General features: G+C 46.8%; 10 protein-coding genes. 3 read left to right on the top strand and 7 right to left on the bottom strand.

What is annotated here, in order from left to right; genetic code table 11:
* Nucleotides 1-105 precede the first annotated feature (105 nt).
* A complete protein-coding gene (locus G588_RS0105900; protein WP_022777833.1) occupies nucleotides 106-2151 on the top strand; it encodes a HelD family protein in 2046 nt (681 codons plus the stop codon).
* Here the strand turns inward: G588_RS0105900 and G588_RS0105905 are convergent.
* The 6 genes from G588_RS0105905 to G588_RS19380 form a co-directional block, all read right to left on the bottom strand.
* Complete coding sequence (locus tag G588_RS0105905; protein ID WP_081644276.1) at nucleotides 2144-4459, bottom strand: transglutaminase domain-containing protein; 2316 nt, start codon at nucleotides 4457-4459, stop codon at nucleotides 2144-2146. The two genes, G588_RS0105900 and G588_RS0105905, sit on opposite strands and share 8 nt — an antisense overlap.
* Complete coding sequence (locus tag G588_RS0105910; RefSeq protein ID WP_022777835.1) at nucleotides 4389-5456, bottom strand: DUF58 domain-containing protein; 1068 nt, start codon at nucleotides 5454-5456, stop codon at nucleotides 4389-4391. Before G588_RS0105910 ends, G588_RS0105905 begins: the two co-directional genes overlap by 71 nt.
* Nucleotides 5453-6376 carry an AAA family ATPase gene (locus G588_RS0105915; RefSeq protein WP_022777836.1) on the bottom strand — a complete coding sequence of 308 codons (924 nt, stop codon included), beginning with the start codon at nucleotides 6374-6376 and terminating at the stop codon, nucleotides 5453-5455. Before G588_RS0105915 ends, G588_RS0105910 begins: the two co-directional genes overlap by 4 nt.
* Nucleotides 6377-6473: 97 nt before the next feature.
* Nucleotides 6474-8255, bottom strand: coding sequence for an ABC transporter ATP-binding protein (locus G588_RS0105920; RefSeq protein WP_022777837.1), 1782 nt, complete (start codon nucleotides 8253-8255; stop codon nucleotides 6474-6476).
* Nucleotides 8255-9988 (bottom strand): ABC transporter ATP-binding protein, encoded by a 1734-nt coding sequence (locus G588_RS0105925; protein WP_022777838.1) that lies wholly within the window; start codon nucleotides 9986-9988, stop codon nucleotides 8255-8257. The genes G588_RS0105920 and G588_RS0105925 overlap by 1 nt, the downstream gene beginning before the upstream one ends.
* Nucleotides 9989-10357: 369 nt before the next feature.
* Entirely contained in the window at nucleotides 10358-11821 is a 1464-nt protein-coding gene (locus G588_RS19380; RefSeq protein ID WP_196804950.1) for a putative bifunctional diguanylate cyclase/phosphodiesterase, read from the bottom strand.
* A 168-nt stretch (nucleotides 11822-11989) separates the two neighbouring features.
* On the opposite strand from G588_RS19380, the gene G588_RS22420 reads away from it, so the two are divergent.
* The gene (locus G588_RS22420; RefSeq protein ID WP_022777840.1) at nucleotides 11990-12616 is read left to right on the top strand and encodes a diacylglycerol/polyprenol kinase family protein; all 627 of its coding nucleotides are present in this window, start codon (nucleotides 11990-11992) and stop codon (nucleotides 12614-12616) included.
* Between the two features lie 5 nt (nucleotides 12617-12621).
* The gene (locus G588_RS0105940) at nucleotides 12622-13257 is read left to right on the top strand and encodes a cation transporter (RefSeq protein WP_022777841.1); all 636 of its coding nucleotides are present in this window, start codon (nucleotides 12622-12624) and stop codon (nucleotides 13255-13257) included.
* Here the strand turns inward: G588_RS0105940 and G588_RS0105945 are convergent.
* The gene (locus G588_RS0105945; protein WP_022777842.1) at nucleotides 13246-13674 is read right to left on the bottom strand and encodes a type II 3-dehydroquinate dehydratase; all 429 of its coding nucleotides are present in this window, start codon (nucleotides 13672-13674) and stop codon (nucleotides 13246-13248) included. The two genes, G588_RS0105940 and G588_RS0105945, sit on opposite strands and share 12 nt — an antisense overlap.
* Between the last annotated feature and the right edge of the window lie 6 nt (nucleotides 13675-13680).

Genomic DNA, 13680 nt, shown 5'->3' on the forward strand with positions numbered 1-13680 from the left:
TGCGGCGCTATGCAATTATCTAACGCCATGATATACTGATAAGACACAGGAAACTATCCTGTTTTTCGTAACCGCAATATGCCCTTACGTAAAAGGAGTAATTTTATGGAAAAAGATATACTTGAGCAGGAACAGGCTCATCTCACCAAGACCTACAACAAACTTCTTATTATAGAAAAAGACTTGAAATCACAGATATCCTCCCTGAATGAGAAGGCAGTGGAGGACAAAAACGATATCCGCGACAATATCCGTTTCGACTACGCAGATATCGAGACCACCATGGAAACTCTGGCCGAGATTGAGGTATGGAACCGTTATATCGACACCTACAATGTAGAGAGCTCTTCTCTTGGCAAGCGCCTTGATACCGTAGAGAAGCTCCTTCAGTCTCCCTATTTTGCCAAAATATCTCTTCAGTTCGAGGGCGAGGACCAGACTGAGGACTATTATATAGGAAGAGCCGCAATTTCTGAGAACGGATACGATCAGCTGGTTGTTGACTGGCGCTCTCCCGTGGCGGAGGTGTACTACAATCAGGATAACGGCCGCACCAGCTACACCGTAGAAGACAGGGAGATCCCCGTGGACCTTAAGCTTCGAAGACAGTTCGAGATAGAAAAGAACAAGCTTATCTCCTTCTTTGACACCACCATCGCCATAGAGGATCCGCTGCTTCTTCAGTCTCTGTCCCAGACCCGCTCCGATAAGATGACAGCAATTACCGCAACCATCCAGAAGGAGCAGAACGCTGTTATTCGTTACCCCGATGTGCCGGTGCTTCTGGTTAACGGCATCGCAGGAAGTGGCAAGACTTCGGTACTTCTCCAGCGTATAGCTTACCTTTTTTATCAGAAGAGAAAGTCCCTTCGCCCGGATCAGGTGTGCCTCATAACCCCCAATCCGATCTTCAGGGACTATATCGATAACGTCCTTCCGGATCTTGGCGAGACCAATCCCGTGACTCTTACCTGGAAGGAATTCCTGGACCACGTAAATGTTCCTGTGGCCTACAGCGAATATGACTACACAGAGGATGAGGGCCTTGTAAGGATTCACGAGACTCTCTCAGCACTGTCACCGGAAATCGACGACTTTACAGACATCTTCCAGAAGGACAGACTGATTCTCTCCAAAAAAGAGGTGTTCCAAGTCATCAAACGTTTTGCCAAATTCCCGATGGGCGTAAGACTTGTGCAGACTGTAATGGATGAGCTTGAAGCCATGGCCAAGAATAAGCTTCACAACATGGATAGTGACAATGACGAGGAATCGGAAGGCTCCGCCAAATCCGGCTCTGCAGAAGATAACAGAATTGAAAATGACTTTGGCGGCGCCCTGAGCCAGATAAGACACTGCGGCTTCGTCAACGTCCTTCACGTGGCACAAAGGCTCCTTGATACTAAAAAGATCACAGCCGCCGAGTGGCTCTACACCAAGATGGAGCTCACGGGAATCTGTGACCGAAATATGCGTTATGTCATGATAGATGAAGTTCAGGATTATACAATGGCTCAGCTCATAGTACTTAGGAAATACTTCCCGGGTGCCCGCTTCATGCTGCTGGGAGATGAATACCAGGCAATCCGTGAGGGTACCGCAACCTTCTCCGGAATAAGGGAGCTGTTTAGTGAAGGCGGCAAGACCTATGCAGAGCTTCCCCTTCTTACCAGCTACAGAAGCTCACCGGAAGTAACCGAGATGTTCGCATCCATCCTTCCTGAGGAAAAAAAGCTCATGGTATCCTCTGTGAAACGCCCCGGTGAAAAGACTATAGTTAAGGCCTGCGAGTCAGACGAAGAACTCACCAATGAGCTTATTAGTCTCATGGACGAATACAGCAAAAAGAGCGGTCTCACCGCCATTATCTGCAGAAATGAAGGAAGCCTTGAGAGAATCAGCGAAAGATTAGGTGACAGATCTCCCGCGATCATCTCTGAGAACTGCTCTCTTCCAAAGAGCGGAGCATTCCTTATTGAGCTGCGATATGCCAAGGGTCTTGAATTTGACCACGTCATTCTACCCGATGCGGGAAATGACGCTTACCCCGCAGACGAGCTGGGAAGACACTGCCTGTATACGGCTATGTCCCGTGCAACACAGCACCTGGCTGTTCTGTCCAAGGGTAAACTTGCCGATATTATCAGCTGACCTTCTTTTTGTTTTTCCTATAGCTCTCATGGAGCTGTTTTCTAACGTCTCTGACATGGAGGCTGTCTTGTTCGGTTAGGGCAGCCTCTTTATTTTTGCCGTATTCTATTTTATAATACAGTCCGAAGATCTCACTTACAGATTCTCTGAATTCCTGCGGTGCTCTGTCTGCATAATCCGACAAAAAACCCCTGTCAAAGAACTCATCGGAATGTTTCCTGATATCCTTCTTAATAAGTTCAACATCTGTGCGAAGTTTCCCTCCATAGGAGGATTTCCTGTACACAGCATCTTTTACCAGCGCTGTACCCACAAGAACCAGAACATACAAAAGCAGGACGCTGAGCACCACAATCACCGCTATCCTTACAAGCGCGAATATCTCCTTGTTGTCGTCTTCCTCAGCAACTTCCTCTGCAAGATCCGGCACCAGTTCTACAATATCCGGCACAGACAGGCTGTCATAATCTTCTTCATAGGTCATTCCCTTATCGCCCTGTGGCTGTTTCATCTCCATATTCCAGGCTCTGTCCTGATAGGAGGTATATGCGCTAGTGGGTTCAAAAGGGATCCAGCCCGCATCCTTAATAAATGCCTCGGGCCAGGTATGAGCCCTTGTCCCTGACACCTCAAACTCCTCCTGTTCCTCAAAGGGATACAGGTAGTTGTAGCCCGCATCACACCTTGCCGGGATTCCAGAGAGCCTTAGCAGCATCACCATCGATGAGGCATAGTGCACGCAGTAGCCCTTACCGGCATGGAACAAGAAGTCCTCAGCCAGGGTGCTCATTCCTTCTGCTGTATTCATATCCTGAGGCTCGGAATCCGTCAGCTGAGTGCTGTAGGGGTACTGTCTCAGATACTCCTCTATCACCCTGCACTTGTCATAATCGTTATCAAGACCTTCTGTCAGAGTCTTAGCCAACTCCCGGAGCCTGTCGCTGCAACCGGTGGTATCCAGATACTCCTCGCAGTTAGCGCCATAGACTTGGTCAGAATCAGCCAGTTTCTCATACTCTTCTTTTGTCACCACCGCAGCCAGATTGAAGCTGTACATTCTTCTTGCATAGTCGCAGAGGTCCTCATATGAAATATTACTCTTTGGCGCAGAGTCTGCATTTTTAACCAGCGCGATGAAATAGGGACTTGCATAGTCCACGTCAAGATAAACCGAATTGATGGTATATCCCTTTTTGTGATCAGTATCGCTCCTGCCGGATTTAAGATTTTTTCCGTTGGTCGTAAGGTCTATGGCAAAAACAGGTGTGATCTCATCCTTAGTCCTTACATAGGCGTATTCTATGTCAAGGCCCGCCTTCTGGGAAAAGGTCTTGGCCATCTCATCGGTGACTTCCGCCCTGTACAGTAGCGTAAGAAACTCAACCGCTCTTTCCTTATCAATACCTTTTCCGCCGGTGAGGTATACCGCTTTCCTTCTCTTCATAAGCTGAAGAGTCTCCTTATCCTTGTACAGGACATAGGTCTGGCTCTTAGGCCTTAGGATAAGCTCGGTCTTGGACCTGCCTGCGATACTTCCGCCGGACTCCTTAAGACTGCTGTAGCCTGCGACATATTTATTTTTGCCAAAAACGCCGGAGGTCAAATAGTATACATTGCTGCAGGCAACCTCCACGCCGTTTGCGATCCTCTCTCCCACCTCCAGCACGGGTTTCCAGTTGATCGGAGCCTCTCTGGCAGGAATCAGGATTATGATAATAGCCATCACAGCAAAAAATGAAAAGGGAAAGGGTTCGCCGGATCTCTCCGGGATAAGATACTGAAGCCCCGACAGCATCAGCTCAAACAGACATACAAACAACGCCGTTTCAACTCTTGAATCCTCATAAAAAGGTCCGAACCCAAAACGAAGCGCCACCGCTGCCACCGTCAGAAGTAAAGTCCCTACCAGCACCACTTTTTCCCTGAAGGGAACAAAAGTCATTAATAGCCTCAAAACTGCCGCCGTGATTACCGCCATCTGCAGATAAGGCATGCTATCGATATCTCTCACAAGAAAAAACAGCACGAAGGCCGGAAGAACCGCCACCAAAGATGCGGAGACTCTTCCCGCAAAGACTTCAAAGAGACGTGACAGCCCTGTATAGAACAAAAAGAAAATGAGCACTGCAAATAAAAAGGAACTGCCACAGAACTCCCCCAGATCACTCCTAATAAGGGACATCCCTCTAAGGCACACCCCTGTCAGAGAAAATATGAACATGCAGATCTTAAGCTCATCAGAAACTAACGCAGTAATCTTCTCCCGGCTCCATGTCCTCTCTGATGAGAAGCCAGATATCCATGTCATCCCTCTTGTTACCCCCGTTCTTTACAAACTCCTGCATCTTCTCATACTCCTCATCGGCGCCGTAGAAGATCCCATCGGCAACGATATTATAGAATTCCAAAAATGAGTCATGGGAATCCACCACGGACTCCTTAATAACTCCCGCAGGATATATAAGTCTTACCGGTATCCCCTGCTGCCCGAAATGCCAGGCTGCTGACACAACAAACTCCAGGAAATAATCTCTTTTCCTCAGGTACTCGGTGTCCTGATCTCTCTCGGGAACGTTGACCGCTCCAAGAACCAGCGTCACTGTCCTCTTCTCCATTTTGTCCGGAACTCTTACCATCAGCTCAGAAAGTCTGGCTGACACCTTCCAGTTAATTGATGAAAGGCTGTCTCCGTTTCTGTAGGCTCTCATGTCGCTGCCCGGAGTCTCTTCGTATAGTCTTTTGCTCTTAAGGCCGCTGCTGTTGATGAGATTCTCAAGGTCAAGGGAGCTGTCGGCAATATCCGTTATTCTGGGACTTACGATGGCTCTGAAGGAATACTTTACCGGATACTTTACCTTCATTATCTTGAAGGGATCCTGAAAAAAAACATGCTCGACGCCTACGTTATAGGCCCCTGCGTATTTGCAGCTGATTCCGGAAGTGATCTCTTTTTTACCAAAGATACCAATAGACACCCGGTCTTCTTCGCTAAGATTCCCCATATCGCATCGGTCCTTGTACAGGCCAAACGACATCTTGTGAACCGGAAGAAATCCTGTGTTCTCCAGCATTATCCTGTAGTCATGGGTATCGCCCTTGGAGAGCTTGTGAACCTCAATCTCCTGGTACAGGGACAGACGAACGATGTTGATAAAAATGTACGCAAGGGACAGCGGAAGTATCAGCAGAAGGCCGTACAACATCACAAAGGACACCGGTCCGCCGTAAAAAGAGGCAAGCACCAGGCTCCCCGCCAGAAATACCAGATAATACAGTACTCCTTTTTTGCTGAAAGTGATCCTCATGAGACTTTTGTCCTCTCTATGATCAGTGTCACAAGATGATCTCTGGTAACGCGGTTCATCTTGGCCTCTGTTGTAAGTACCAGCCTGTGAGGGAGTGACAGGGATGCTGCCTTAGCAATGTCCTCCGGCACGCAATAATCTCTGTCGTCCATGTAGGCGATGGCCTGACTGCAGCGAAGCATTGCAAGAAGTGCTCTGGGTGAGGCGCCGCAGGCAATATCCGCACTCTTTCTGGTGGCTTCCACAATGTTAACAGCGTAGAGTCTCAATGTGTCGTTGACAGTGACTTTCTCAGACTCTTTTCTCATGCCTAGGATATCAGCGGCTGTAAGAACAGGCTCAATTTTACCATGGAGCTGCCCCTCCAGGAAACGCCCTGCCATATCCACGCTGGCCTGGGTGTCGGGATAGCCCACAGAGAGCTTCATCATGAATCTGTCCATCTGGGACTCCGGTATCGGATAGGTTCCAGCCATTTCGGATGGGTTCTGGGTTGCTATTACCATAAAGGGCTCCGGAACGGGAATCTGATTGCCGTCAATAGTAACCCTGTGCTCCTCCATTACCTCCAAAAGGGCAGACTGGGTCTTGGGCGATGTTCTGTTGAGCTCATCCGCAAGAACTATATTGTTAACTATGGGACCCGGAAGGACCTTGAAGGAAGAAGTCCCCTGATCATATACGGAAAAGCCCGTTATGTCGGAGGGGGTTGTATCCGGTGTACACTGAATTCTGGAAAAAGACAGGGACAGCGAATCTGAAAGTGCCTTGGCCAGGGACGTCTTACCAACGCCCGGCACATCTTCCAGGAGAACATGCCCGCCGGCTAGCAGTGAAACGATGAGCCTGTCTATCACCTGCTCCTTTCCTACTATTCTCTGCTGCATGCTTCCCCTTAGCTTAGCTACTTTCTCATTCATACGCTGCCCCCAAATCTGGTCAGGCCAAAACTATTGGCCGAATATTTAATCTAAATTGTCTGATAAATCCGACAATTATTATTAAATTATACTACCATTAGGCAAACTGTGCCATGTAAAGGTCATAATATGCACCTTTTTTCTGAATAAGCTGGTCATGATTACCGCTCTCCAAGATGCCTCCGTTATTAATCACGAAGATCCTGTCGGCATTCTTGATGGTTGATAAACGGTGAGCGATAACAAAGCTGGTCCTTCCTGACAAAAGAGCCTGAATGCCCTTCTGCACCAGCATCTCAGTGTGAGTGTCAATGCTGCTGGTGGCTTCGTCCAGGATAAGGATCTTGGGCATGGATATCATGGTCCTTGCAAAGGCAATAAGCTGCCTCTGTCCGATGGAAAGACCTGCGCCTCTCTCCTTAAGCTCGGTATCATAGCCCTTTTCAAGCTTGGTGATAAAATCATGTGCATTTACAGCCTTGGCTGCGGCAATCATCTCCTCCTCAGTGGCATCGGGCCTTCCGTAGAGGATGTTCTCCCTTACGGTTCCGCTGAAGATGAAGTTATCCTGGGTCATGACACCCATCTGACGACGAAGGCTCTCTATTGTCACATCAGTAAGGTCATGACCGTCAATAAGGATGCGGCCCTTCTGAATGTCATAGAACCTGCTGATAAGGTTAACAATGGTAGTCTTACCTGCGCCTGTGGGGCCAACAAGAGCGATGGTCTCACCGGGCCTTGCAGTAAAGCTGACATTCTCAAGGACCTTGGTCTCCTCTTTGGTCCCCTCATCATAGGTAAAGCCAACGTTCTCGAAGGAAACCTCACCCTTTATCTCAGGAAGCTCCGTAGCGCCTTCCTTATCCACGATCTCAGCCTCAGTGTCGAGAAGATCAAATACTCTCTCTGCCGCAGACATATTTGTCACCAGCTGGTTATAATATCCGGAAAGACCCATGATTGGTCTCCAGAACATATTTGCATAGGTCGCAAAGGCAACGATCATGCCTACACTTGCCTCTGTATATCCAAGAAATACCACTGCCACCAGATACATCACCATGCTGCTGACAGCCCAGCTCATATCGATCGCAGGTCCGAAGAGATCAGAATACATGCAGGCCTTGATATAAGCATCCCTGTGCTCATTGGCCAGGTCTCTGAAGGTACTCTTGGTCTCATTTTCCGCACTAAAGCTCTGAACCACTGAGATTCCGGCGATATCCTCATGGATATAGGCACTTAAGTTGGAGGATTTCTTTCTCACATCCTGCCAGCCCTTGTGGTTTTTTCCTCTGATCCAGAAGATAGCGGCCATCATTAATGGCATGGAGCACAGAGTACCAAGGGCCAGCTTCCAGTCCTTGACCATCATTATCACAACTACGCCAAAGACCGTCACAAAGTTGGGGATCAGATTGGTGATGGTATTGTTCATGACCTCCTTCAGGGAGTTAACATCACCGATGATCCTGGACAGGATCTTACCTGTTGGTCTTGAGTCAAAAAATGTCAGTGACAAAGTCTGGACATGTTCATAGAGCTCCTGTCTGATGTCCAATAATATTTTGTTTCCGATTCTGCTCATGAAGTAAATACGAAGCTTAACAAAGCCTGCATATACAAGACCCAGAAGGACGATGGCTCCCGCTGTTAAGAGTAGCCCCGTCACATTTCTGTTCGCCACATGAACATCTATTGCATATTCCATAAAAAGCGGGCTCACCAGATTGATAAGCACACAAACCACAAGTGATATCAATACCGGTATTATCTCTGCTATATGCGCCTTAAGATAGCCCATCATTCTGACGAAGACCTTCTTCATGTCCGTGTTCTTAATGGTCTCGTCTTCGCGAAATGAATTAGCTGCCATTACGCACTCACCTTCCTTTCTTCAAGTTGTCCGTACTGTGCCACGTAGGTGTCGTAATACAAGCCTCTTCTTGCCATCAGCTGGTCATGGGTTCCTCTCTCTGCGATCTGTCCATCCTTAAGGAAAAGAATCTCATCCGCATTTCTGACTGCTGATATTCTGTGGGCTACGATCACGCGGGTGACTCCTGTGATGGTATCAAGAGTTTTCTGTATCTCTGCCTCAGTCTCCATATCAAGGGCTGAGGTTGAATCGTCAAGAACCAGTATGGGAGCCTTTTTGGAAATAGCTCTGGCAATACTGATACGCTGCTTTTGTCCACCTGAAAGGCCCACTCCTCTTTCTCCTATTACTGTTTCGTAGGAGTTCTCCAGCTTCTCGATAAAGTCGCTGGCCTGAGCCATTTTAGCGGCACTTTCTATTTCTGTTTCTGTCATCTCATCTCTTCTTCCCATCTTGATGTTCTCAACAATGGAATCCGAGAAGAGGAATGAATCCTGCATAACTACTGCCGAGGCACTTCTTACCTGGCCAAGGTCCATGTCCTTAATCTTCACTCCGTCGATCCTGATATCACCCTCGGTGGGATCGTAGAATCTCTGAAGAAGATTGATTATCGTGGACTTGCCTGAGCCGGTCTCGCCCATGATTCCCAGGGTCTTGCCGCAGGGAAGGCTAAAGCTCACGTCCTTAAGAACCTCTTTATCTCCAAAGGATAAGGAAACATGATCAAATTCAACGCTTCCATCGATTGCGGGAAGTGTTACAGGCGCATCGCTATTAGCCAGTGTGGAGTGCTTCTCATAGATCTTTTTAATTTTCTTAAGAGAAGCAAAAGAGCTGGTGAAGCCGTTTACTATCCAGCCAATCTCCTCCATGGGCCAGGTACAGCTGCGGCTGTAGATGATGTAAGCGGTGAGGCTTCCCAGTGTCATCTTGCCGTTAACAACTGCGATTCCGCCAAGAACCGCACAGATAACGGGAAGAAGCATAGCCGAAAGCTGAAATATGGGATAATACTTGGCATCAGCCCTGGCCTCCTTCATGTTGAGGTCGTAGTAGTTCCTGTTGTGCTTCATGAACTTCTCTATTTCCATCTTTTCCCTGGAAAAGGCCTTAACAGTTCTTACCCCTGCCAGGTTCTCCTCTGCGATGGTGGTGAGGGTTGCGTTCTCCTCACTGATCTCGTCGTATACCTTGTCCAATTCCTTTTCCATCACAATAGCTATTGTTCCGCAGATAGTCATTGCAACCACAGGAACGATGGTCAGAAGCGGATCGATCTTAACCATGAAATACAGCACAAGAACCACGTTCAGCAGAACTTCCATTCCCATCATGGCTTCCATTCCAACCATCTGGAATACCTTGTCTATATCGTCCTTGACACGGGCCATAAGTTCGCCTGTGTTGGTGTCGTCAAAATAGTCAAGAGACAGCCCCTGAATATGATTAAACAGGTCCTTCCTCATCTCCGTGCCTATGGTTATACAGTTTTTGTCAAAAGTAAATTCCTTGAAATAGCCAAAGATGCTTCGTCCGATTCCGATAAGAATGATAAGGAAAAGCAACAGGCCAAATCTGTGAAAATCCCTGCTCACTATGGTTTCATTAACAATAATCTCAGTTATTTTCGGATATAGCATGTCCAGTGCAATGGCAAAGAGCATGAATATCACGGCCATGGTGTAGGTTGCCCAGTGCTTACGCACATAACTTGTAAGTGTCTTCATTGTTCCTCCTAATTAACTGCTTGTCGCATACCTTACTTCAGGTATACAGGTGTTTCCCCGGGATGTGTGAAAGCACAAAAAAACCCCGGTTATGTCTATTCTCAGACTTAACCGGGGTATAACTATCACAACAAAATATTCAGATATGGAATCCCATTCTCATGTTCATTCCATTCCAAATACAGTTTCCCGAGGTAAAGTCCTAGAAATATTATGGTTGTCATATTTTCTTGCCACATTCATCATAATTCCTTACCTCGCTTTCTTAGTATTTATCGGCTCGTAGCAAAACCGACAGGTTTATTATGCTCTATCCATGCATCATTGTCAACACAGTTTCCAAAAATTTATATTTACAATTAATAATTATCATGATATAGAATCCATTTTTTCCATCAGTTTCTCGAATTCTTCCACCGGCATCGGCTTATGGAAAAGATATCCCTGCATAGCATGGCAGCCAAGCTCATGAAGAAAATCAGCCTGTTCTTTTTCTTCTACACCCTCGGCGATTATGCCGGTATTAAGATCCCTCGCCATCATGATCACATGCTTTAGGATCGTCTGTCCCATCCTGCGGTTACCGGATCCTGTGAGGAAGCGAAGATCCAGCTTGATCCTGTCGACAGGAACCTCCTTAAGCATATTAAGAGAAGAATAACCGCTTCCGAAATCATCCATTTCAACCTGAAAACCGTATTCCCTGAGCTTGGAGGTGGTATTGATCAAAAGCTCCGCATCCTCCACATAGGCGGTTTCCGTGATCTCTATGTGAAGCTGGTCCGGAGTCAGATCATATTCCTGCACAAGATCACAGAAATACTCCGGAAGCTCTCTGTTCTTCTGAATATCAAGTCTTGATACATTAACGGATATGCATCTGTGTTTTCCCTCTTTGTTCCACCCGGCCAGATCATGGCATACCATCTTCCAGATATAACAATCAAGGTCATAGATAATTCCCGCATCCTCCAGCGCCGGAATGAACTCTGAGGGAGGAATAAAGCCAAGGTCAGGGTTGTTCCATCTGCACAACGCTTCCGCTCCGATGATCTTGCCGCTGTCGTAGGCAATCTGGGGCTGATACCAGACCCTTAGCTCCTTGGATTTCAGAGCCAGCGGAAAACGCCCAACGATATGAACAACACGCATTCCCTTCTCCCACTGTTTGGGATTATAGAATTCATAGCCGTCCTTTTTGTTCTCATGAAGCTTTCTCTCAGCGCTTCTTGCCAGGTCGATCATTCTGTCCACATCGATATTTTCATAGTCTTCCGGCATAAGCACATAGATTCCGCTGACAATTCGAACTTTCAGGTCCTTACCTCTGTTTACGAAAAAGTCCCGAACCGGTTCAAAGACCTGCTGTTCCTCTTTTTGCATCTTATCAAAGCCGCCTATTCTAAGAAGCAGGGCCAGATGGTCTCCCTCAAGTCTTCCTATGGCCTCCACATCTGACATAACCTCAAGGGATTTGTCCACCCAGAACTTAAGAAGTTCATTGGCGGCGTTTCTTCCCTGGCTGTCATTTATGTACTTGAAATCCATGATGTTGTTAAAAGACATCATATAAGGGATATCGGGATGTTCCCTAATAAGTTCTTCCACACGATTAACAAACCCCTTGTAGTTGTATACTCCGGTAAGATTGTCGTGGTACTGCATCTTACGGAATTTTGCTATCTGACTGAGGTGGTATTTATGCTGCCTTACGATGATCACAACAAGAAGTACAATTATTATGAACAAGCCAATATGCAGAATTCTATCATTCCTGATAAAATCCGTTGCCCCAAAGGATTCTGTCCTCAATATGCAGTTTATACATGCCATTGTCTTCAAGTGAACTATCATCCTCTCGCTATAGGTGCCAATTTACCTGCACCCCCGTACAATATCTCATTATAAATTGTAACATTTTAGTATAAAATACAGATAAACAATTGATTATTTATAGATAAAGTCCCTTTCAAATCAATTGCCATCCTGTATATTTGTAATATGGGAAATTATTCGAAAGAGGTCTTTAGAAAAATACTGCACAGCGTTGCGATAGCGCTTTTCATCGTCTGGTTGTATATGTACGACGACTGGAAAACGTCGGTATCGTATTTTGTAATTGCAGCTGTCATTGTATGCCCATTACTATTTCTGGCATCAAAAATCCCCGGAATGACAAGCTTTTTTAATGCCAGAAAACAGGGAGAGTTTAGTCTGAGCTATCTGGTGTTTGTGATAATGTACACAGTGGTAGCAACGATCTGCTGGGGCCTTATCGGAGAAAGGATGCTGGTTTTGGCCTGCGTATTAGCCTGGGGTCCCGGAGATGCCGCAGCTGCGCTTATCGGTAAAAAATACGGTAAGCACAAGATTGGTAGAAAGAAAACGAAATCCCTTGAAGGCACTATGGCAATGTTCATTTTTTCTTTACTCGGTGTTCTGATTGCTCTGTGTTTCTATGGTAAATACCCGCTACCCTGGGTGTTATTCATATCCCTGTTAACTGCAATTGTAACTGCCATCACCGAGCTTAAGGTCCTTAGCGGCTTCGACACTTTCTTCTGCCCTGTGGCTGCCATGGCAGTATTAGTCCCTTTTGAACTTATGTTCAGATATCTAAATATGTGATGCTTATGGAAAAAGATTTGGAACGTTCAAGAAAAAAAGAAAGTGGATATCGAACCCTTTTGACATCGGTGCTACTAAGTTCACCGGGGCCATTGATCCTGGGACTGGGCCTTACCGTTGGCAGGAGCTCAACGCAGATCTCCGATTTTGTCAGAAGAACTGCGGAACTGCTGGCTATAATTTCATCCTTCGTCGTGTTCTGTATCATCGATAAGCATAAGGATTATGATGACAAAAAGAAGGCAAGCCTTGCCCGCGGCAGCAATACTTTTGTGGGTGTGATCATGTGCATCAGTGGACTCAGCATGCTGATACTGGCCCTCACCACCGGCAGTGAAGACAAAGGAAATGTCGTTCCTGCCATGGTGATTGCTTTATCAGGAGTTATAGCCAATTCCATTTTCTGGTGGAGATACACAACTCTCTATAAGAGAAACGGAAATACTATCCTCGGCGTTCAGGGAAGGCTCTATGGCGCCAAGTCGGTGGTTGATATCTGCGTCACTCTCAGCCTTTTGGTCGTAGCTGCGCTACCGGGGTCTGCCGTTTCCAAGTATTTCGACATCTTCGGATCGGTTCTTGTTTCCCTATATATGCTGTGGAGCGGGGTAAAAACGGTGAGGCAGCAACTAAAAATGTAAGTAATCCATAGCCTCCAGATATCCGTTAAGGCCGTGACCGTAGATCTGCTTGTCGCAGGCCGGGGCTGTTACAGAAACCTTGCGGAAGTCCTCCCTGGACTGGATGTCGGATATATGGATCTCCACCTTGGTGATATCCTCAAGGCACTTAAGCGCATCATGGATAGCATAGCTGTAGTGGGTGTAGGCACCGGGATTGATGACAATCCCCTCTGTGCCGTCGCTGTAGGCAGCCTGAAGCCTGTCGATGATGGCGCCCTCATGATTGGACTGGTAGAGCTCAACTTCATCGCCGTCCTTCTCTGCCTTTTCTTTGATCATATTGCAAAGGTAATCATAGTCCTGATTGCCATATACAGCCTTCTCTCTAATGCCAAGAAAGTTTAAGTTAGGACCGTTTATCACTAAAATCTTCATGAATTC

It is taken from the genome of Butyrivibrio sp. AE3009 (assembly GCF_000420845.1).
In the GTDB taxonomy this organism is placed as follows: domain Bacteria; phylum Bacillota; class Clostridia; order Lachnospirales; family Lachnospiraceae; genus Butyrivibrio.